We start from the raw sequence: 20728 nt of genomic DNA, 5'->3' as shown, positions 1-20728 counted from the left end.
TTCGTCCACGACCACTGCGGTTGCGCTCACCTGAGTATTGTGCCCGTCGAGTACTTCGGTTCCGCACATCCTCGTCACTCTCCAGTCCGCGGGATCGAGTTCGCGTAATCGTCGATCAGTCTGTCGGCGACCCTGACGAAGGCGTCGAGGTCCTGCGGGGGGACCCCTCCGAACAGGCGTCGAGCGGTGTCCGTCCGCAACTGGCGTATCCGGTCCGCGTCGCTGCGACCACGCTCGGTGAGGGCGACGATATGGGCGCGTCGGTCCGTCGGATGCGGGTCGCGGCGCAGGTGGCCGGACTCCTCGAGCGCGTCGACGAGCGCTGTCACTTGTCGTCTGCTGCACCGCAGGTTGGCTGCGAGATCACGCTGCGTCATCGAGGGGTTCTCCAGGACACAAAGCAGTGCCCGGATTCTCGCCGTCGTCAGTCCGAACAGCCTGGTACCCGACTGAAGAGACGTGGAGAGGTGCTCGGTGAGCACGTAGGCGCGTGCCAACGCGTCCTCGGCCTCGTAGCGATCGGAATGACCGGACAGAACGGACATAGCGGTGATGCTAGTTCATTGTGAACATTGTTCACCGATTCGCATCGGCCGGAAGGTGCTGCGAGCTCGTTCGCCGCCGGTTGTAGGTCCGTTGCAATGGTGGCAACGCTCGCCCGAGCCCGCGGCCAAAGGGTACCGACATCGATTGGTCCGACTCTGGTATCGGAATGCATTCCAGCGATAGCGAATTAGTGCCAATGATTGGCTTGGTATCTCGAAAGCGGTTAGCCAACAGTGTCTTTCGCAAGGACCGACGTGGAATCGGCTGGTGTGTCGGTAGTCCCCCCGTGACTTGGGGCGGTCGCCGGGAGTTGTATCGGTAGTTCAGCTAATTATGAGGAGATGCAACGGAATTCCGAAACTTGACTCCCGTTTCGGATCGGCCTGTACTTGCGGCATGGCACAGGCGAGCGGCACCCGCGCAGACGGGGTTCATGCGCGCTTGCGGGCCGACATCCTCAGCGGCGCGCTGGCTCCGGGCGAGAAGCTCGCCTTCGGTCGGCTGCAGGAGCGTTACGACGTTAGCACCGGCGTCTTGCGCGAGGTGCTCCCACGGCTCGTCGAGCAGGGGCTCGCCGTGTCAGAGGCGCAGATGGGCTTCAGGGTGGTACCGGTATCTGTGCTGGACCTGTTGGAACTTACTGAAACCCGCGTCTTCATCGAGACGGAGGTGTTGCGTCGTTCGATTGCGCACGGCGATCTCGAGTGGGAGTCGGCGGTGCTCGATTCCCGTCACACGCTTGCGCGGACGCCGGCCGTGGATGCCGAGGGGCGGGTAGCCGAGGAGTGGTTGTCGGCGCACAGCAATTACCACAGTGTTCTTCTTCGGGCGTGCCCGAATACCCGTCTGGTGCGGATTGCCGAGAACCTGAGGGATGTGTCGGAGGTGTACCGCTGCTGGGGTGTCGGCGACGACAAGTCGGCGGACCGCGACGTCGACGCCGAACACGCGCGCATCGCTGCGGCCGCTGTCGATCGTGACGCCGACCGCGCGGTCGACGAGTTGCGCAGGCATATCGAGTTGACCACGACATTGCTGATCGCGGGGGTCGAGGCGTGACCGGGAGGCGACGTGACCGAATCTCTCGTATGGTTCCGGCGCGACCTACGCCTAGCCGACCTGCCGACGTTGAGCGTGGCGGGGGAGCGCGCGTTGGCAGTGTTCGTCCTGGACGACCGGTTGCTCGGGCCCTCGGGTAGCCCCCGGCGAGACTTCCTGTACCGCAGCCTGTCCGCTCTGGACAACCAGTTGTCGGGGCGTCTCCTGGTGGTTCGTGGCGATCCGGCCGAGGTGGTCCCGCGGGTCGCGAAGATCGTTGGTGCGCGAGAAGTGCACGTCAGCGCCGACTACGGGCCGTACGGCCGGAAGCGAGACGCGGCGGTGGCGGAACAGGTGGAGTTGGTGGCCACGGGCTCGCCGTACGCGATCAGCCCGGGGCGGGTGAGAAAGGACAACGGCGCCGCGTACAAGGTGTTCACACCGTGGTTCGAGCGGTGGCTCGAACATGGCTGGCGCGCCCCCGCCCGGACCGGCACCGATATGCTCGAGTGGATCGACCCCGACGACGTCGGCGGTCTGAATCTGCGTGCGGCTGTTCCGATGCCGTCTCAGCCGGGAATCGCGGCCGGTGAGACAGCAGCGCTCGCGCGGTGGCGAGAATTCTGCGCCGACGATCTGGTTCGCTACGACGGGGAACGCGACCGCCCGGACCTCGACACGACCAGTCGCATGTCGGTGTACCTGAAGTTCGGCAACATCCATCCCCGCACGATGCTGGCGGACCTGGGCGACCGGCGCGGACGTGGTGCCGAACAGTACCGGCGTCAGCTCGCGTGGCGCGACTTCTACGCGGACATCCTGTTCCAGCGCCCGGACAGTGCGCGTTGCAACTACGACAACAAGTTCGACGCCATGCGCTTCGACGCCGGACGCGACGCTGACGCGCTGTTCGAGGCCTGGTGCACGGGCCGCACCGGATTCCCCATCGTCGACGCCGGCATGCGACAGTTGGCCGCCGAGAGGTGGATGCACAACCGGGTCCGGATGATCGCGGCGTCGTTCCTCGTCAAGGACCTTCACCTACCGTGGTGGCGCGGAGCACGGTATTTCATGCAGAAGTTGGTCGATGGCGACCTCGCGTCGAATCAGCACGGCTGGCAGTGGACGGCCGGGTCCGGCACCGATGCCGCACCGTACTTCCGCGTGTTCAACCCGACTGTCCAGGGTGAGAGGTTCGATCCCACAGGCGATTACGTTAGGCGGTGGGTACCCGAACTGCGTGGGGTCGGCGGAAAGGCTGTCCATACCCTGAAAGGTGTTCGGCCGGAGGGATATCCCGACCAGATCGTCGATCACGCCGAGGAGCGGCGCGAGGCTCTGGCGCGATACCGCGAACTGGGGTGATCGACCGTGTCGCCGTGCCCGTCGACGACGTTACCGACAACGGGACTCGTCCCAGGTTCGGTCTGTTCTAGATGCAGTCCCAGGCGAACTCGAGGGCTTCGTGGATGTCGTCGGCCCATGCTGACCAGATCTCGTCGGTCGTGAGTGGGCCAGCAATCCCGCACAGGGAATCGGTTGCGGAACGGATGATTTCGAGTACCAGATGGAACTGGTAGCCGCCGATCGTAGCCAGATGATCGTAGTCGGTTTCGGGTGGCGAGTCGTCCAGGGACAGAGCCGCCAGTAGATCGCCGCCGCGGCTGGTTGCCGTACCGAGTTCGACGAGCTCGAGGAGGTCGACGACGTCCGGCGTCGGCGCCGGTAGGGTCAGCGGGCCGGGCTCCTGTGCGGGGATCCCCGCCGATTCGACGGCAGGAGAGAGCCCGAGGTCGACGTTGTCGGCCGCCGCGGCCGTGAACCGGGCGCGGGTGCGCACCGATGCGGCCGCCAACTGCCTGGCCACATCGTTTCCGGAGGGTGAGTCGAGGGCGGTGAGGATGCGAAGCCGTTCCGCCGCGCCGGCGAGCAAAGTCCACGCGGTGCTCATGCGTCCACGCTCGATCAGGCTGGTCATGTCGAGCAGTGTGTCGAGGATCTCCTCGTACTGGGCGATCGAGGCGATCAGGTGAATCCCGGGGGTGTCGACGCGGCGCGGGTCCGCCGACGGGACCGTGCGGGCGGCCTCTCGGATGGCGGCCAGGTCCGGTTCCAGGCAGGTCTGGATGGTGACCACGAGCTCGCGCATCAGGGCAGCCTGGTTGGACAGCTCGATCCCCTCAGGATCATGCAGGAAATGACGCCGCTGGCTGCTCGCGACGAGACCGCGCAGTGTAGTGCGGACGGTTGGGGTGACTACAGACACTTCTCCCCCTCGGGCAGGGCGAATCAATGGGCGTCGAATCGAGGATCGAGTGAATCCTGTTCGTAAACCTACCGTGATCGGACTGTGATAGTCAAGAGTCAAATTTACAGGCTGACCTGCTGATTTAGGTGACCGAACTCATATGTCGTTTGGTCAAATTGGTGAGGGTGACCCGTTTCCTACCGAATTGGAAGGCCCCGCACACGTGCGAGTGCGGAGCCTTCCTGGACACCCGCTGCTATCCGCGCAGCAGTTCCTCGAGTGCGTCGAGAACCGAGGGGTCCTCGATGGTCGACGGAACCGTGTACTCGACGTTGTCGGCGATCTGGCGCATCGTCTTGCGCAGGATCTTGCCTGAGCGCGTCTTCGGGAGAGCCGGGACGACCGTCACATCCCGGAAGGTGGCCACCGCACCGATCTGCTCGCGAACCATCGCGATGAGTTCCGAGCGCAGAGTTTCCTCTTCTATCTCGACGCCGGCCTTGAGTACGACGTAGCCGCTGGGACGCTGTCCCTTCAGATCGTCGTGGATCCCGATGACCGCGCACTCCGCCACAGCGGGATGCGAGGCGACGACAGCCTCCATGCTGCCGGTCGAAAGGCGGTGTCCGGCAACGTTGATGACATCGTCGCTGCGGCCCAGGACGAACAGGTAGCCGTCATCGTCGATGAAGCCGGTGTCGCCAGTGAGGTAGTAGCCGTCGAACGCCGACAGGTACGACTTGACGTAACGCTCCTCGTCGCGCCAGAGTCCGGCCAGCGTGCCGGGAGGGAGTGGCAGGGCGATCACGATGTTGCCCTCGGTTCCCGACGGAACCGGGACGCCCTCGCTGTCGACGATACCCACGCGGTAGCCGGGTGTGGGGACGGTGGAGGAGCCCGCCTTGATGGGCATCGGATCGAGCCCGCGCAGATTTGCACAGATCGCCCAGCCTGTCTCGGTCTGCCACCAGTGGTCGACCACTGGGACGCCGAGCCTCTCGGTGGCCCACGAATACGTGTCCGGGTCCAGGCGCTCACCCGCGGTGAACAGCGTCGCCATCGACGAGACGTCGTACTTGGCGACCTCGACCGCCTCCGGGTCGGCCTTGCGGATTGCACGGATCGCGGTCGGCGCGGTGAACAGCGCAGAGACGTTGTGCTCCTCTATCACTCGCCAGAATGCACCAGCGTCGGGCGTGCCGACCGGCTTGCCCTCGTACATCACGGTCGTCGCGCCGACGAGCAGTGGTGCGTAGACGATGTAGGAGTGGCCGACGACCCAGCCCACATCCGATGCGCTCCACATGACCTGGCCCGGCCCGATGTCGTAGACATTGCGCATCGACCAGGCCAGCGCGACGGCATGACCGCCGTTGTCACGGACGACGCCCTTGGGCTTCCCGGTCGTGCCGGAGGTGTAGAGGATGTACAGCGGGTCTGTCGCCGCGACCGAGACCGGGACGGCGTCGGTGGCGGCGGCTACCAGCTCGTCCCAGTCGGACCAGATCGTGCCGCCGCCGTGGTGATCGGCGGCGGAGCCGCGGATGCTGCGGCGATTCTTGACGATGACGGTGTGCGGAGGAAAGGCCGACATCTCGAGCGCCTGGTCGACGATCGGCAAGTACTCGATGGTGCGTCCGGGCTCGAGACCGCCGGACGCGGTGACGAGGACGACCGGCTGGGCGTCGTCGATGCGGGTGGCCAACTCCTTGGCGGCGAACCCGCCGAACACGACCGAGTGAACGGCGCCGATGCGGGCGCACGCGAGCATCGCGATCGCGGCCTCGGGGATCATCGGCATGTAGATCACGACGCGGTCGCCGGCCGCGACGCCCTGGTGGGCCAGTACGCCGGCGAAGCGAGCGACCTCGGCGAGCAACTCGGAGTACGTGTACGTCCGCTTCGCGGGCACCATCGCCGAGTCGTAGATCAGCGCGGGCTCGTCGCCGCGCCCGTCGCGCACGTGCCGATCGAGGGCGTTGAAGCACGTGTTGAGGGTGGCATCAGGGAACCAGCGGTACATCGGAGCGTTCGAGCGGTCCAGCGCGACGGTCGGCGCGGAGTCCCACTCGATAGCGTCGGCGGCCGCGAGCCAGAATTTGTTCGGATGCTCGAGGCTCTCCTCGAAGGCGGTGGCATACGCTTCGGCGCTCGTGCCCGGTGCGGGCTCGGTTCGGCTCATCTGTTCGTGTCCTCTCGTGTTCCGAACGACACCCTATGTGAGGCACGCCTCATTAGTGCCCCGTTGGTGTGGATCGTCCTGAACGCCCGTTTCTGGCCTGGCGGGCGGGTTCCGCGCGAAATCCGAAGGGGTGGGCGCTCAGGCCGGTGGGAGGCCCAGAGTGCGGTAGCGCGCGAGACGGGAGGACATCCGGTCGTCATCGGCGAAGTCTCGCAGTGCGGTGATCTCGCGCGCGATCGCCGCACCGACGCGCTCCGAGAATTTCACCGGTTCGAGGGCGGCATCCGGTAGTTCCGGGATGACGGCGTCGACGACGCCGTCGCGCAGGAGATCCAACGCCCGGATACCCTGCGCCGCAGCCATCTGCGGGGCGTGGGTTGTGTCCCGGTGCACGATGGCGCTCGCCCCCTCGGGGGGAAGCGGCGCGAGCCAGCCATTCTGAGCGGCCAGGACACGATCGGCCGGCAGCAGGGCGAGCGCGCCACCACCGGTGCCCTGGCCCAGAATCACCGAGATGGTCGGGGTACGAAGGGTGACGAGATCGGAGATGCACCGTGCGATCTCGGGGGCCAGGCCACGTTCCTCCGCCTCCTGCGACAGTGCCGCGCCGAGCGTGTCGATCACGAGTACGAGCGGGACCCGGAGTTCAGCGGCCATTCGCATGCCACGTCGGGCTTCCCGCAGCGCGGCTGGGCCCATCGTGTTGAGCGCAGACTGGCCCGCCCGGTCCTGACCGAACAGCACACAGGGCTGGCCGCCGAAACGCGCGAGCGACAGCAGCACCGTCGAGTCGACCTCGCCCTGCCCGGTGCCGCTGAGGGGCACGCGGGTAGACGCGGCGTGCCGCACCAGCTCGCGGACTCCTGGACGGTCGGCACGACGCGATGCGATCACCGATTGCCACGCCGGCACGTCCGGGATGTCCCCTGCTTCGATGTCCCCTGCCTTGTGTTCCGGGACCGGGACCTTGTCGTCGGCCGGATCGCTCAAAACACGCAGTGCTCGATCGACCAGCTCACGCAATTGGTCGACGGACGCGACACCGTCGATGACGCCCTTGCGGTAGAGGTTCTCCGCCGTCTGCACACCCGTGGGAAACTCCGCACCGTACAGGGCCTTGTACACGCGGGGTCCGAGGAAGCCGACGAGTGCCCCCGGTTCGGCGATCGTCACGTGCCCCAGCGATCCCCACGACGCGAATACGCCGCCGGTGGTGGGATCGCGCAGGTACACGAGGTACGGCAGGTGTGCGGTCTTGTGCGCGGCGATGGCGGCGGTGATCTTGACCATCTGCACGAACGCGACGGTGCCTTCTTGCATGCGCGTTCCGCCGGACGTCGGTGATGCCAGCAGTGGCAGTCGCTCAGCGGTGGCACGCTCGATCGCCGCGACGATCCGCTCGGCCGCGGCTACACCGATCGATCCGGCGAGGAACGAGAACTCGCACACGATGACTGCAACCCGGCGACCGCCGAGGGTGGCGGTGCCCGTGATCACGGATTCGTCGATCCCGGACTTCGACGCGGCCGCATCGAGTTCGTGGCGGTACCTCGCGTCCGGAGAGACGTCGACCGGTGTGGTGTCCCACGAGACGAAGCTGTCGACGTCGAACACCCGCCCGATCAGTTCCCGAGCCGAAATCGTGGTGCGGGACATGGTGATTCCTTACGTCCGACGACTGCCGACGGCGACCGTGGCCGAGGGGGGACGGTCGCCGTGACCCAGCCTAGTCAGCGGGCGAGGGCCTCTTCGGCCGAGCACCATGTCTGATTGCCCGGAACCGAAGTGATCGATCAGTCGCGATCGGCCCTGTTCGGCCGTATGCTGACCACGAATGTGCAAGTCCCAGCAGATGTCCCGTCTTCGTTTGTCAACGAGACCGCAACGTCGATGTCACGACCCTCCCCGGCTTGAAGAGTTCGCTGGAGGTCTGCAGCCACAGACGGATCGACCTTGCCGCTGGCGGTGATACCTTCCTGCGCCGGTCGCTGATACTCGATCGTCGCGCTGCGGATGACAATGTACGCACTCGTTGCGGCCGCGCCGGCAGCCACTACCGCCGCGCCGGCTCCCGCAACTTCGGCCACACCGTAGATGACCGGAGCATTGACGTGCCCATTGTGGTTGATGTGCTCGGGTTTGGGGCGGCGCAGGATGGACCGCACCGAGCCGTCCTCACCGAGTGCGGTGTCCAAGTCCAGCCATTCAATCCACGGCATTGTCTTCATTGCGTCTGTCGCGGCCACCCGTCCTCCTGTATCCGATTGTCACTATGTAGTGGCGCGTACCCGCGTGGATCAGTGTGGGGGTACTGGCAACGCCGGCCACAAGCTCGTGTGGCCGGCGTTGGTCTCACCGCCGATCCGGAGGGTAACATCGGCCGGCTGGCACAGCCCTTCCGGGGTGAGGCAAACGGATTTCGATGCGGCGGCGTCGAATTACCGGGCGAGCGCCTCGCGCCACGAGACGGTCTTGCCCATCCGCAGGATCGAGCGCTGGTAGATGCGGGCGGCAACAGCTGACATCGCGACGGTGACCCCCAGCATCAAGACCACCGTGGTCACGACCTGAGTTGTGCTCGCGACTCCGGCGGCGATGCGCAGAGGCATGAGTATCGCGGAGAACGGCGGAACCCAGCTGAGCACGTTCGACAGGGTGCCCTCCGGCTCCTGGGACGAGAAGAACGCGGCGAAGAACATCCCCATGACCAGGACGGTCAGCGGCATGGCGGTGGAGTTGACGTCCTCCTGCCGCGACACCATCGAACCGGCTGCGGCGTAGAGCACCGCGAAGAACGCGAAGCCGAGGACGAACCAGCCGAGCGTGCCCACGAGCGTGCCCCATGCGGTGCTACCCAGGGTGAGGACCCCGGTAGCGGTGCCGGCGCTGACGCCGACGACACCGTAGACGGTCAGCTGTGCCAATCCCACGGCACCGATGCCGATCACCTTTCCCCACAACAACTGCAGCGGTCGCAGCGTGGACAGGAGCAGCTCGACCACCCGGGACGACTTCTCCTCGACGACGCCCATGGCGACGTACATACCGAAGGCGAGAATCTGCATGTAAAGGAGCACCACGACGGCCATGGAGAGCGCAATGCGTTGTCCGCGTTCGGGGTCCGGCGGGTCGATGGCATCGACGGTGATGGCTGCGGAGCTGGTGTCCTGGGCCAACCGTGAGGCATCGACTCCCTGCGCTGCGAGTGCGTCGGTCTGTGCCTGCGCGGCGACCGCGCCGTCGAGCACGATCCGCAGCGGTGCGTCGATCTCAGACTGCGTGATCGCGGTGACGGCGCCGTCGGCGTGGGGAATCAGTGCGACGTCGAGGTCGCCATGCTCGACCTGGCTCCGGGCGGTGTGCTCGTCGCCGATCTCCGTCACCTCGACCGGGTTGCCGACTGCGTCCCCGGTCGCGACGAGTGCCGCGCTGAGCGACTGGTCGCCGACGATTCCCACCTTCGAGCTGGACTCGTCGCCGGTGCCGGAGAGAGCCGAGGCGGCGACGATGCCGCCGATGATCACCAGTAGGACGACCGCGTTGCTGATCAGGAAGCTCTTCTTCTGTACCTGGGTCATGAATTCGCGCCGGGCTACCAGGGCGATCGCGCGGACTGAGGTGAGGGTTGCCCGGTCGCTCATGCGGACACCACCTTTCGGAACAGTTCGGTCAGGGTCGGCTTGTGTAGCGCGAATTCGCGCACGGGCCCGGTCTTCAGGGCGGCATGCAGCACGGCCTGGTCGTCGGCACCCGCGCCGAGCGACAGCACCGTGCGTCCGTCGGAGTGACTGACGGTTGACACCCCCAACAGGTGGTCGGCCCACCCGTCGGGAGCCTCGGGCGCGTGCACCTCGAGGAGCACCTCGCCGGTGCCGCGGAGCTCGTCGACGGTGCCGATCGAGTTCATCCGGCCCTTCGTGATGATCCCGACGCGATCGCACAATTGCTGCACAAGATCGAGTTGATGGCTCGAGAAGATCACGGGGACACCGGTGTTGGCCTTCTCCACCAGTACCTCGCTCATGACGTCGACGGCAACGGGGTCGAGTCCGGAGAACGGCTCGTCGAGAATGAGGACTGACGGGTCGTGGACCAGGGCGGCCGCGAGCTGGACGCGTTGCTGGTTGCCTAGGCTCAGCGCGTCGACAGTGTCGTTCATGCGCTCGGCGATGCCTAGGCGCTCGGTCCACCGGTGCGCCGACTCGGCTGCCTCACGGCGCGAAAGCCCGTGCAGTTCGGCTAGGTACGTGAGCTGCCGTCCCACCCGCATCTTCGGGTAGAGGCCCCGCTCCTCGGGCATGTAGCCGATCGAGCGCCGCACCTCGAGGTCGACGGTTCGGCCGCCGAGTCGGACCGCGCCGCTGTCGGCCGCGAGGACTCCGAGCGCGATCCGCATCGTGGTGGTCTTCCCGGCGCCGTTGCTGCCGACGAATCCGAAGATCTCGCCGGGGCGGACGTCGAAGCTCAGGTTCTCGAGCGCGACGACGTCACCGTAGCGTTTGGAGATGCCGTCGAAGGTGAGGGTATGGCCGGTCATGCAGGCTCCTGGTAGTCGTCGGGGTCGGGGTCGGGTCGGGTCCAGGCCAGGATCATCGTGGGCACGCAGGCGCCGACGACGAGTGCGGTCATGACCAACACTCCGGCGGAAAAGGCGAGGTTGGGGCGGTCGATGTCGAGGTCTCCCCCCGCGTAGAGGAGGAATGTCGCGGGGAGGAAAGTCAGCAACTGGGTGACCGTGAGTCCGATCGATCGGGCACTGTCGCGCTGCTGGATCTCCCATTCGTCGAGGGCGTCGCGCGGCGCATCGCCCTGCCGACCCGAGACGATCTGCAGGACCGCCCAGATCGCCAGGAAGACCAGGCTCGCCGGCACCCACAGCAGGGGTAAGACGAGGATGTTCGTCAGGGACACCACCCCAACCGCCGCCAGGCCCGCCAGCATCGCCGCGTTGGTGACGACGAGGACGCGCCGCCTTTTCTGGGTCCGCCACCGGGGGAGCCAGTGCCGGTAGCGCTCGGCGCGGCGAAGGAAGCGCCTCCTGCGGAAGTCCTGATACCGCTCGAGCAGGCCGATGTCAGCCATCCTTGTCGACTCCTTGTGATCGGACGGGTCGGTAGAGCTCGGTGCTGAGGGGGCCGAACTCGGTGCGCGAGAACACAGCCTCCACCGGAAGCTCGAATACCGCGCAGATCCTTAGCGCGAGGTCGAGGCTGGGGTAGTGGTCGCCCCGCTCGAGTGCCCCGACGGTCTGCGGATTCACCTCGATCAGCTCGGCGAGCTGCACGCGGCTCATCCTGCGTTCCGCCCGCAGCACCGCGATGCGATTGAAGATGGGGAGATTCGCCCCACGTCGCGCCGGACTCATGCAACCAAATGTTGCAAAAACCCAACAACGTGTCAAATCGAATAAACGGACGGGTGTTCCGAAACACGTCCTGTACACGATCCTGTACGACGGTCTGTAGTAACCTCTGGCCATGCGGAACGGCCCAGGTGGAGAGCTCGCCCGCCAAGTGCGTGGCCTCTCCGTGGCCGGGTCCGCGAACGCCCTTGCGATCGGTGCCCACGGACTGGCGGGCGGCGCAATGCCGCAGGCCGGAACGCTCCTACTGCTCGCCGGCATCGCCGCGGTACTTGCCGCGGCCGTGACCGCGGTGCCGACCCTCGCCGTTCGGAGGAGCTGGCTCGTTCCCGTGCTGGGTGCCGGGCAGGCGGTATCGCACCTGACGTTGTCTCTGGGAGACGCCCACGGCGGGATGCACGCCGGATCTCACTTGACCGGGCCGATGCTTCTGGCGCACTCCACGGCGGTCCTCGCGTGCGCGGCACTCATCGCGGCAGCCGAGCGCATCGGTCCGCGCGCTTGCGCCGCGCTTCGCCGGATCCTGCCGCGGATCGTCACCTCGGTACCGGTACTGATCGAGCCGGCATCGCCGCGTGTCCTCGCGGATGTGCGCCCGGTGGTGTCGGATCCGTGCTCGGGATCGATCGCGCGCCGCGGTCCGCCGGCCTTCTGCTGAGTTTCCGCACTTCACCGCGTTGCGACGGCGTCGTCGACGCGCGTTCCCCATCCGGGGTATCCCGGACACCCTTGCCGGGCAGCGCCCGCACGCCCGATGGCTGCCGCGCGCCCGCATACGAAAGGCACATTGGATGAAGGCATATACCCGAGCCAGCGTTCTCTCGATCGGTGTCGCCCTTGCGGCCGGTCTCGCTCTCGCCGGATGCAGCAGCGACTCAGACGAGACGAGATCGACCGGTACGGACACCGTAGTCTCGCTGCAGGATTCGTGGGTCAAGGCGGCCGACAGCGGGATGACCGCCATGTTCGGCACGATCGTCAACGATTCGGACAGCGCAGTGACGCTCACGACGGTCACGACACAGGCGGCTCCGCGCGTCGAACTGCACGAGATGGCCGCCGACGGTACCGGTGCGATGAAGATGCGCGAGAAGGACGGCGGCATTACCGTGGCCGCCCATAGCTCGCACGAGCTCGCGCCGGGCGGCGATCACATCATGCTGTTCGATTTCCCGGCCCCGATACAGGCCGGTACCGACGTGGACCTCACGTTCACATTCGCGGACGGAGCCACTGCCGAGGTCACGGCGCAGGTCCGTGACTTCGCCGGTGCCCGTGAAGAGTATGACTCCCACGGCGAGACCCGTACCGAGACGGACGATCACGGGTACGAGACGAGCGACCACGACCACAACGACAGCGAGGCACACAGTGGCTGACATCAGCCGACGGCAGTTGTTCGGGTTCGGTGCCGCCGCGGTCGGCGGCGCCGGGCTCGGCCTCGGTGCGGGGGTCGCGATAGCGCGGCCGGCCGTGGAGCCCGAGCAAGTTTCGGAAACCGTTCCGTTCTACGGCGATCACCAGGCCGGGATCGAGACGGCGCCGCAGGCGCACGCCACGTTCGTCGGCCTCGACCTAGTGCCCGGGACCGACCGGGCGGCGCTGGTTCGGTTGATGCGGGTCTGGACCGACGATGCCTCACGGCTCACGGACGGGCGGGGTGCGTTGGCGGACACCGAGCCCGATCTGGCGACCGCGCCTGCCCGGCTCACCATCACGGTCGGGTTCGGTCCCGGGGTGTTCCGGGCAGCGGGCCTGGAGGACCGTCGCCCCTCATGGTGCAATCCGCTGCCACCGTTCGAGATCGACCGACTGGAGGAGCAGTGGAACGATGGTGACCTGCTGTTGCAGGTGGGTTCGGACGACCCGGTCTCCGTCGCGCACGCGCTGCGAGTACTGCTGAAGAACGCCCGGAACACTGCGACGGTCCGGTGGGTACAGCGCGGGTTCCGACGTGCGCGGGGCAGCGAACCCGAGGGCACCACGATGCGCAACCTCATGGGCCAGGTGGACGGCACGATCAATCCGCGGAAGGGCAGCGACGACTTCGCGCAGGTCGTGTGGAACGACGGCATCGAGCAGCCGTGGATGGCGGGGGGAACGTCAGTCGTGATTCGACGGATCCACCTCGATCTCGACGGTTGGGACGAACTCGACCGTCCGGGCCGTGACGAGGTGATGGGACGCCGAATGTCGGACGGTGCGCCCCTGACCGGCGAATCGGAGTTCGACACGCCCGATTTCGATGCGGTCGGACCTGGCGGGCTCGAGATCATCCCGGAGTTCTCGCACATCGCGCGCGCCCGACCCCTCGCGCCGCGGGAACGGTTCCTGCGGCGGGGCTACAACTATGACGAGGCACCGGACGGAATCGGGGTATCGGACTCCGGTTTGATCTTCGTCGCGTACCAGGCCGACGTCGATGTCCAGTACCTACCCGTGCAGCAGCGACTCGCGGAGGCCGACATGTTCAACGAGTGGTCGACGCCGATCGGTTCTGCAGTGTTCGCGATCCCTCCCGGGTGTCGAGAGGGCGAGTACCTGGGGGAGGGACTCCTCGGGTGAGAAATCCTGGGCGACAGTCGGTTTCATGCTTCGTATCGGCTGAGCCGATCAACGCTGGTACTGCCTGAGCCGGCCTTCGCCCACCCGCCGCCGCCGGGTGCGGCGCCATCGTGTCAGCATCCGGCGGTCGCGGGGGGCCCTTGAAGTAGCGGCATTGCCCGCCGACCAGGTCACGCCGACTCGGTAGGGGCCGTCACCCGGCGTGCCGGGCGACGCATGCCTGCGACGAGGAGGGCGAGCCCGAGCATGGCGACAGCACCGACCGCGGCGCCGTACAGAAACAGCTCTCCCGTCGATCCGGTGATGTCGATGCCCAGAACTTCGAACTCGCGGGGAAGAATGTGTTCGTCAGCGCTGTTCGCGGACACAGCTGCGACTACGACGACCACAGCGGCAATTAGCAGGATCAATCCGACGATGACAAGCATGGCGGCCTCCTGTTTCAGGTGCTGTCCCGCCGAGAAGGTTCAGCACTGGCGGATTTGTAGGCGTTGCGCAATTGCCATATGCGTGCCCCTCCTATGAACGCCATGACCAGCAGACCGCCGATCGCAGCAAACAGCAGCGCCACCCCGAGTGGAAGAGTGAAGTTCCAGCCGAGGAAGGCAATGTCGATCTCCTCGGTGTTCTGCAGGATGAAAATCAGCATGCCGACAACGATGATTGCGCCCACCGCCACAGCAGTCCATGCCATCCCGGCTCGCGTGGGTACAAGATTGGAGCCGCGAGGCGGCGGTGCGGCGTCTTCGTTCTGTTCGTTGCCCGGCTCCGGACCGGCGCCGGCGACTGGGTTGTTCATGGCCGTCTCCTCGCACCCCACGTCGACCACAGGCGGCACGCTGACCGCATCCGCCCCGCTCTTCAGCTTAGTGGTCGGCTGCCCGGTAGACAGGCTCATCGCGGTTAGGGGTGTTTCATCACTGTCAGAGGTATTGCCGCCGATTTGGTATTGCCGCAGATTTCTCGGCTGACTCGCATCGGTGGCAGTCAACTCCGGACAAGGCGGAAGAACCGGGGGTCGGCCTTCGCGAGTAAGCCGAGCGAGGCGTCGGGGTCGATCGGATAGTCGCCGACGACGGTCCAGCCGCCCAGCGCCCGCTCCACGTCGAGCTGGGACGCCCCACGTGGCAGCGGTCCCCGCCAGCCCGGCGAAAAGGAGAACATCACCAGTTGTGCTCCGGGATCGGTGACCGCGGTGAGTCCGTTGCCGTACGCGGTGCGCTGGTCATCGGTGAGCCCGTGGAAGCAGCCGATGTCGAGCGCGAGGGAGTACCCCCGCGCGACGTACGCAGGCAGGTTGGTGACGTCGCCGAGGACGAATTTCACGTCCGCGCCTGCGATCGGTAGTTTGGCGCGGGCCCGGCTGATCGCCAGGGGTACTGCGTCGACCGCGGTAACGGACCAACCGCGCATGGCGAGTTGGATCGAGTGGTCGCCAGTGCCGCAGCCGAGGTCGAGAGCCTTCGCGCCCGACGCGGGTGGCGCGGCCCCATCGAGCAACCTGTCGAGCTGCTTGCCGAAGATGATGCGTCCAGCGTGCTCCCAAGGGGTGACGCCAAGTCGATACGCCAGCCGGTAACCGAGGTTCATCGCCCGCCCCTTCCGACCAGACCACCTGGATCGCACGTAGGCCCCAACGTAGGCCCCGCCGAGGTCGCGGCGCAACGGATACGCAGGTGTCCGCGGTTGCCGGCTTCGGAGCTGTGGGAACAGTCCGGCGGTCGCTCTCGTTGCCCGAGTATGACCTCGATCGATCCGGTACCGGACATTGCGCTCAACGACGGCAATTCGATTCCGCAGTTGGGATTCGGAGTGTTCCGGGTGCCCGACGACCAGGCATACGCCGCCATCTCGGAGGCGTTGACGGTGGGTTATCGGAGTGTCGACACCGCGAGCATCTACGGGAACGAGACCGGGACGGGGCGAGCGCTTGCCGATTCCGGCATCGACCGTGAGGATCTGTTCGTCACCACCAAGCTGCGGAACGCCGACCAGGGATACGGCTCGACGCTGCGGGCGTTCGACGACAGTCTCGCCCGACTGGGGCTCGAGTACATCGATCTCTACCTGATCCACTGGCCCGTCCCCGCCAAGAACCGATACATCGACACGTTCAAGGCGTTCCAGCAGCTGAAGGCTGACGGCCGGGTCCGGTCGATCGGCGTCTCCAACTTCACCGCCGAGAACCTCGAGCGGCTTGTCGAGGCGGTGGGGGAGACCCCCGTGCTCAATCAGATCGAGCTGCACCCGGAGTTCACCCAGTCACATCTGCGCTCGGTCCACGCCGACATGGGCATCGTCACCGAGGCGTGGGGTCCGCTGGGGGAGGGGACCAGCATCGCGAACGCGACGATTCGTACCATCGCCGACGCGCATGGCCGCACGCCGGCCCAGGTGATCCTGCGCTGGCACATTCAACTCGGGAACGTGGTCATTCCGAAGTCGGTGACGCCGGAGCGTATCGCGTCCAACTTCGATGTCTTCGACTTCGAACTGACCGCCGACGACATGTTTGCGATCTGTTCGCTCGATCGACCCGACGGTCGCCTCGGGGGGAACCCGGAGACCTTCGGCTGACGACTGCCGGTGCGGTCCGAGGTAGCTATCGCGAACCGCTAGTATCCCGTTCTTGTACACCCGGGCGATGACGCGGGCCGAAGTGGGCTGGCTGAACACCTCCGTCGGTCGCGTCCGTGCGGGCGCCGTTCCGTGGGTGACCGAGGAACTCCTCGCATCACTGAAGCTCGATGATCGGAAGGGCAAACGATGAAGACTGAAATCCGGCCGTGGCCGGCCTTGTGGGCGCTCTGCCTGGGATTTTTCATGATCATCGTCGACAGCACGATCGTGGCGGTCGCGAACCCGGTCATCACCGCCGACTTGAACACCGACGTCAACGCGGTCATCTGGGTAACGAGTTCCTACCTGCTCGCGTACGCGGTGCCGCTGCTCGTCACCGGGCGCCTAGGTGACCGGTTCGGACCCAAGAACCTGTACTTGATCGGCCTGGTCGTGTTCACCCTCGCGTCGCTGTGGTGCGGGTTGTCCGGCGACGTCGCGATGCTCATCGTCGCCCGCGTGTTCCAGGGCCTCGGCGCCGCGATGATGACGCCGCAGACGATGGCCGTCATCGCGCGAATCTTCCCACCGAACAAGCGTGGTGCTGCGATGGGAATGTGGGGTTCGGTGGCCGGTATCGCGACCCTTGTCGGCCCGATCCTCGGCGGCGTCCTCGTCGACAACCTCGGCTGGGAGTGGATCTTCTTCATCAACCTCCCGGTCGGCGCCATCGGCTTCCTGCTCGCTTGGCGCCTGGTCCCGTCGCTGCCGACCAACAACCACAAGTTCGACATGATCGGTGTTGCGCTCAGTGCGATCGGCCTGTTCTGCATCGTCTTCGGTCTGCAGGAAGGCGGGTCTTACGACTGGGACGGCCGCACCTGGGGTCTGATCGGCGCCGGACTAGTGGTCATGGGTGGTTTCGTATGGTGGCAGAAGGTCAACCGCGACGAACCGCTTGTGCCGCTCGGATTGTTCAAGGACCGCAATTTCTCGGTCGCAACCGTCGGCATCGCGACGATGGGGTTCGCGGTCACCTCGGTGATGCTGCCGTTCATGTTTTACGCGCAGAGCGTGACCGGACTGTCCCCGACTCGCTCGGCTCTGCTGATGGCCCCGCTGGCCGTCGTCACCGCCGTCCTCGCGCCATTCGTCGGACGGCTGGTCGACCGGACCCACCCGCGGTACATAGCCGGTCCAGGCTTCCTGATGTTCGCGCTGTCCATCGCGTGGCTGGCGACACAGCTGACCCCGTCCACGCCAATCTGGCAGATATTGGCTTCGACCACGATGATTGGTGCATCCAACGCCTTGATCTGGGCGCCGCTGGCCGCTACGGCGACCCGCAACCTGCCGCCCGCACACGTCGGCGCCGGATCGGGTGTCTACAACACCACGCGTCAGGTCGGAGCCGTTCTGGGCAGCGCTGCGATGGGTGCACTCATGACGTCGCGGATCACCGCGGAAGTGCCGGGTGCCGGTGGTGCTTCGGTGCATGAGGGATTTTTCGTCGGTCAGCTACCGGAACTGGTCCGCGAGCCGTTCTCCACCGCAATGGCGCAGTCGACGATGCTTCCAGCTGCTGCGCTGATGCTCGGGTTCGTAGCCGTCCTGTTCTTCGTCGATCCCCGTAAGGGCACAGGAACTCAACATGTTTCGATATCGCGTGACGACAGAGAACCGGTCCCTGCTGAGGGTTGACCGAATCGAGGCTGCCGTTCTCCCGACCGGCTACCCCGGTCGTGTCATCACGCCGACATTCGACACAGGCTGTGCGCCGTGGAAGGCTCGAATGGAGGAAGGACCCGTGAAGGAGGATGCACGAGATGATGCGCGCAATCTGGAACGGCACGGTGATCGCCGAGGCGCCGTCAACGATCGAGGTGGAGGGTAACCAGTACTTCCCGCCGGAGTCGCTAAGCCGCGAGTACTTCAGCGACAGTCGCACCGAAACGGTGTGCCCCTGGAAGGGGCTTGCCAGCTACTACCACGTCACGGTCGGCGAGGAAAAGAACGAGGACGGGGCGTGGTACTACCCCGAACCGAAAGAGAAGGCCAGTCAGATCCGCGACTACGTTGCATTCTGGAACGGCATCCAGGTCGAGGGTGAACCCGAATAGCCCCGAATAACACGGTGCGTGGTACTGCGCTCGGATGTCGGCCCTGGACGATGTCGCCCGGCGTCAAGGCGAGGGCAATTGATCTGCCAGCGTGAGGATCTCGTCGACCGACCACTGGTCGTCGGCGTGCGTGCCGTACTTGCGGGCCAGGACGCGGCCATCGGAGGCGATGAGGAAATCCGCGGGCTTTCCGAAGTGGTTCTCACCCCGACCGAGAGCGGATCTGATCGAACGCTGGCTTGCCGCACCGCGTACCGCAGCAAGCCAAACCCGTGGGTGTGCAATCGCGGTGGGGTCCGATTCGACGCCGACTTCCGAGTAGAGGCTTCGCTGCGGGTCCGCGACGACGGCGAACGGCATGTCGGCCAAAGAGCGGCGCAGTGCTTCGGGGGCGGAATGGAACACCACGACCTCGGTCACACCAGCGGCCGTGATCTCCTTGTACCGCCTCAGGATCGACTGCAGATGCAAGTGGCAGACAGGGCAGCCCGCATAGCGGCGGAACTGCAAGTGGATCAGCCGATCCGGACTGGGCACCGCAACGGTGTCCCCATCGATCGTCTCCAGGCGGCGGGGTTCGAAGCGGTCACCGACGCTTAGCTTCGCCATGAATATCAGTCAAGCACAGACTCATCCGAGCTACTCGCCGACATCATCCGTTCTGCCCCGAATCAGGTCTACCCTCCGAGTGCGCGCAACCGGTCCGGATCGGTGATGTCGATGGCGGCATACCGTGTCGCGATGAGCCCGTCCCGCTCGAAATCCTTGAGGATCTTGTTCAGCGACGGCCGCTGCACGCCGAGCATCGCTGCCAGCGTTCGCTGGGCCAGCAGCACGGTGCCGTCTGCCGCCTCGTCCAGGAGCAGTTGAGCTACCTGCATCGACAGTGAGCGCCCAAGGACGCTGATCAAACGTGTCTGGGTCGCGGCAGTGCGCTGCGCGACGCTCGATAGCCAGCGGCGCGCGATCGCCGGGTGTCCGGCCATCAGTTTCTCGAACGCGACCTGCGACAGGAACAAGCACGTCGAATCGGTCAGTGCGCGCGCGGTATACGTCAACGGCATGTCCAGCAGCAGCGGGATGTCGCCGTCGACGTCGCCGGGTCGCAGCACGTCGACCACGGCACGACGACGCCCCGAACCGACCGCAAGTTCCACTTGTCCGGCCCGCACGATCCATACCCCGTCGGCCGAGTGGCCGGCCGAGAACATGACCGACCCGGTCGGCAACGACTGAACCTCGAGCAGATCGGCCAACGCCACCAGGTCTTCGGCTCGCAGCGGCGCGGCGGCGCCGCGACCGACACAGCGTGAGATCCAGGCTGCCTGGCGCAGTTGATCGTCGCTGAACGACTCCCCGCCCAGTGCGCGCATCAGGTGCGCGAATGGCCGCTGTGACCGGTCCATCTCAGCCTCCCCTATCCACTGGACCCCCATCCTGTCAGCACGCTGACATTCTTGGCTCGTTAATCGTCGCGACGGGATTGACTGCTGGTGAGAGAACTTCCTTCCCAACACGCAGAGGACCTTCCATGACTACTCCAGCTTCGAGCAGTTCGTTACCCGAGAGCGCCGCAACCGGCGGAACTGTCGGCGGCGTCATCGCCCGGGGAGCGCTTGCCGGTGTCGTGGCATCGATCGTGATGGCGGCATATGCGATGATCGCCGCGGCCACCTACCAGGACTCTGGCTTCTTCACGCCGCTGTACCACATCGCGTCGACCTTCATTGCCCCCGACACGATGATGAGCTCGATGCAAAGCGCCGCCGCTGGCGACGTCTTCTATTTCTCGGTTGGTCCAGCGGTGCTCGGTGCGGTCATCCACATGATGGTCGGCGCCGTGTATGGGGCGATCTTCGGCCTTCTGGTGTCGCTCGCCAAACTGCGCGGCATCAGCGTTGTCGTCTCCGGAATTGGCTGGGGCCTAGTTGTTTTCGCGGCTAGTGTCTGGGTCGGGCTGCCCATTGCGGCCGCACTCTTCGGCGGAGGCGACCCGATCCGGACCATGGCGAGCATGGTCGGATACCCCACCTTCCTCGTCGAACACCTGCTCTACGGTGCTGCCCTCGGCGTGCTGCTGGCGGTACGTCCCAGCCGGCGCTGAACCG

At 66.0% G+C, this 20728-nt stretch carries 24 protein-coding genes; 10 read left to right on the top strand and 14 right to left on the bottom strand.

Features of this window, described 5'->3' with window-relative positions; translation table 11 throughout:
* Window positions 1-74: 74 nt before the first annotated feature.
* Window positions 75-545 carry a MarR family winged helix-turn-helix transcriptional regulator gene (locus EF834_RS02960; protein WP_235870967.1) on the bottom strand — a complete coding sequence of 157 codons (471 nt, stop codon included), beginning with the start codon at window positions 543-545 and terminating at the stop codon, window positions 75-77.
* 397 nt (window positions 546-942) lie between these two features.
* Here EF834_RS02960 and EF834_RS02955 point away from each other — a divergent pair, with 397 nt between their 5' ends.
* Entirely contained in the window at window positions 943-1605 is a 663-nt protein-coding gene (locus EF834_RS02955; protein WP_127945611.1) for an FCD domain-containing protein, read from the top strand.
* A gap of 12 nt (window positions 1606-1617) precedes the next feature.
* Window positions 1618-2949, top strand: coding sequence for a cryptochrome/photolyase family protein (locus EF834_RS02950; RefSeq protein ID WP_127945609.1), 1332 nt, complete (start codon window positions 1618-1620; stop codon window positions 2947-2949).
* A gap of 67 nt (window positions 2950-3016) precedes the next feature.
* Here EF834_RS02950 and EF834_RS02945 read toward each other — a convergent pair whose 3' ends face one another.
* From EF834_RS02945 to EF834_RS02910, 8 genes are all read right to left on the bottom strand, one after another.
* Window positions 3017-3850 (bottom strand): hypothetical protein, encoded by an 834-nt coding sequence (locus tag EF834_RS02945; RefSeq protein ID WP_127945606.1) that lies wholly within the window; start codon window positions 3848-3850, stop codon window positions 3017-3019.
* A gap of 238 nt (window positions 3851-4088) precedes the next feature.
* Window positions 4089-6014, bottom strand: coding sequence for a propionyl-CoA synthetase (locus tag EF834_RS02940; protein WP_127945604.1), 1926 nt, complete (start codon window positions 6012-6014; stop codon window positions 4089-4091).
* A gap of 138 nt (window positions 6015-6152) precedes the next feature.
* Window positions 6153-7670 (bottom strand): acetyl-coenzyme A carboxylase carboxyl transferase subunits beta/alpha, encoded by a 1518-nt coding sequence (locus tag EF834_RS02935; RefSeq protein WP_127945602.1) that lies wholly within the window; start codon window positions 7668-7670, stop codon window positions 6153-6155.
* A 137-nt stretch (window positions 7671-7807) separates the two neighbouring features.
* Window positions 7808-8260 (bottom strand): YiiD C-terminal domain-containing protein, encoded by a 453-nt coding sequence (locus EF834_RS02930; RefSeq protein ID WP_127945600.1) that lies wholly within the window; start codon window positions 8258-8260, stop codon window positions 7808-7810.
* A gap of 192 nt (window positions 8261-8452) precedes the next feature.
* A complete protein-coding gene (locus EF834_RS02925) occupies window positions 8453-9655 on the bottom strand; it encodes an ABC transporter permease (RefSeq protein ID WP_127945598.1) in 1203 nt (400 codons plus the stop codon).
* Window positions 9652-10551, bottom strand: coding sequence for an ABC transporter ATP-binding protein (locus EF834_RS02920; RefSeq protein WP_127945596.1), 900 nt, complete (start codon window positions 10549-10551; stop codon window positions 9652-9654). The genes EF834_RS02925 and EF834_RS02920 overlap by 4 nt, the downstream gene beginning before the upstream one ends.
* Window positions 10548-11096, bottom strand: coding sequence for a hypothetical protein (locus EF834_RS02915; RefSeq protein WP_127945594.1), 549 nt, complete (start codon window positions 11094-11096; stop codon window positions 10548-10550). Before EF834_RS02915 ends, EF834_RS02920 begins: the two co-directional genes overlap by 4 nt.
* Window positions 11089-11379 carry a helix-turn-helix transcriptional regulator gene (locus tag EF834_RS02910; protein ID WP_127945592.1) on the bottom strand — a complete coding sequence of 97 codons (291 nt, stop codon included), beginning with the start codon at window positions 11377-11379 and terminating at the stop codon, window positions 11089-11091. Before EF834_RS02910 ends, EF834_RS02915 begins: the two co-directional genes overlap by 8 nt.
* A gap of 112 nt (window positions 11380-11491) precedes the next feature.
* Between EF834_RS02910 and EF834_RS02905 the strand changes: the two genes are divergently transcribed.
* From EF834_RS02905 to EF834_RS02895, 3 genes are all read left to right on the top strand, one after another.
* Complete coding sequence (locus EF834_RS02905; RefSeq protein WP_127945590.1) at window positions 11492-12034, top strand: hypothetical protein; 543 nt, start codon at window positions 11492-11494, stop codon at window positions 12032-12034.
* A gap of 133 nt (window positions 12035-12167) precedes the next feature.
* Window positions 12168-12755, top strand: coding sequence for a copper chaperone PCu(A)C (locus EF834_RS02900; protein WP_127945588.1), 588 nt, complete (start codon window positions 12168-12170; stop codon window positions 12753-12755).
* Window positions 12748-13941 carry a Dyp-type peroxidase gene (locus tag EF834_RS02895; protein ID WP_127945586.1) on the top strand — a complete coding sequence of 398 codons (1194 nt, stop codon included), beginning with the start codon at window positions 12748-12750 and terminating at the stop codon, window positions 13939-13941. The genes EF834_RS02900 and EF834_RS02895 overlap by 8 nt, the downstream gene beginning before the upstream one ends.
* Window positions 13942-14111: 170 nt before the next feature.
* Here EF834_RS02895 and EF834_RS02890 read toward each other — a convergent pair whose 3' ends face one another.
* The 3 genes from EF834_RS02890 to EF834_RS02880 are packed head-to-tail and all read right to left on the bottom strand — an operon-like array spanning window position 14112 to window position 15531.
* A complete protein-coding gene (locus EF834_RS02890) occupies window positions 14112-14369 on the bottom strand; it encodes a hypothetical protein (RefSeq protein WP_127945584.1) in 258 nt (85 codons plus the stop codon).
* Window positions 14370-14383: 14 nt separating this feature from the next.
* Window positions 14384-14932 carry a LapA family protein gene (locus EF834_RS18430; RefSeq protein WP_235870966.1) on the bottom strand — a complete coding sequence of 183 codons (549 nt, stop codon included), beginning with the start codon at window positions 14930-14932 and terminating at the stop codon, window positions 14384-14386.
* Window positions 14929-15531 (bottom strand): class I SAM-dependent methyltransferase, encoded by a 603-nt coding sequence (locus EF834_RS02880; protein ID WP_127945582.1) that lies wholly within the window; start codon window positions 15529-15531, stop codon window positions 14929-14931. The genes EF834_RS18430 and EF834_RS02880 overlap by 4 nt, the downstream gene beginning before the upstream one ends.
* Before the next feature lie 150 nt (window positions 15532-15681).
* On the opposite strand from EF834_RS02880, the gene EF834_RS02875 reads away from it, so the two are divergent.
* The 4 genes from EF834_RS02875 (at window position 15682) to EF834_RS02865 (ending at window position 18620) form a co-directional block, all read left to right on the top strand.
* Complete coding sequence (locus EF834_RS02875; RefSeq protein WP_127945580.1) at window positions 15682-16518, top strand: aldo/keto reductase; 837 nt, start codon at window positions 15682-15684, stop codon at window positions 16516-16518.
* A gap of 67 nt (window positions 16519-16585) precedes the next feature.
* Window positions 16586-16711 (top strand): hypothetical protein, encoded by a 126-nt coding sequence (locus EF834_RS18605; protein WP_268960895.1) that lies wholly within the window; start codon window positions 16586-16588, stop codon window positions 16709-16711.
* On the top strand, window positions 16708-18201 hold the full coding sequence (locus EF834_RS02870; protein WP_127945577.1) for a DHA2 family efflux MFS transporter permease subunit: 1494 nt from the start codon (window positions 16708-16710) through the stop codon (window positions 18199-18201). The genes EF834_RS18605 and EF834_RS02870 overlap by 4 nt, the downstream gene beginning before the upstream one ends.
* Window positions 18202-18326: 125 nt before the next feature.
* Window positions 18327-18620, top strand: a complete 294-nt coding sequence (locus EF834_RS02865; RefSeq protein ID WP_127945575.1) for a DUF427 domain-containing protein — start codon at window positions 18327-18329, stop codon at window positions 18618-18620.
* Window positions 18621-18683: 63 nt separating this feature from the next.
* On the opposite strand, the gene EF834_RS02860 is transcribed toward EF834_RS02865, so the two are convergent.
* Together EF834_RS02860 and EF834_RS02855 are read right to left on the bottom strand one after the other, a co-directional pair.
* The gene (locus tag EF834_RS02860) at window positions 18684-19229 is read right to left on the bottom strand and encodes a peroxiredoxin-like family protein (RefSeq protein WP_127945573.1); all 546 of its coding nucleotides are present in this window, start codon (window positions 19227-19229) and stop codon (window positions 18684-18686) included.
* A gap of 68 nt (window positions 19230-19297) precedes the next feature.
* The gene (locus EF834_RS02855; protein WP_127945571.1) at window positions 19298-20026 is read right to left on the bottom strand and encodes a Crp/Fnr family transcriptional regulator; all 729 of its coding nucleotides are present in this window, start codon (window positions 20024-20026) and stop codon (window positions 19298-19300) included.
* Window positions 20027-20151: 125 nt separating this feature from the next.
* Here EF834_RS02855 and EF834_RS02850 point away from each other — a divergent pair, with 125 nt between their 5' ends.
* On the top strand, window positions 20152-20724 hold the full coding sequence (locus EF834_RS02850; protein WP_235870965.1) for a hypothetical protein: 573 nt from the start codon (window positions 20152-20154) through the stop codon (window positions 20722-20724).
* Window positions 20725-20728 lie beyond the last annotated feature (4 nt).

Source organism: Rhodococcus spongiicola, from assembly GCF_004011835.1.
Classification (GTDB): domain Bacteria; phylum Actinomycetota; class Actinomycetes; order Mycobacteriales; family Mycobacteriaceae; genus Prescottella; species Prescottella spongiicola.
This window is presented reverse-complemented; position numbering and strand designations above follow the sequence as displayed.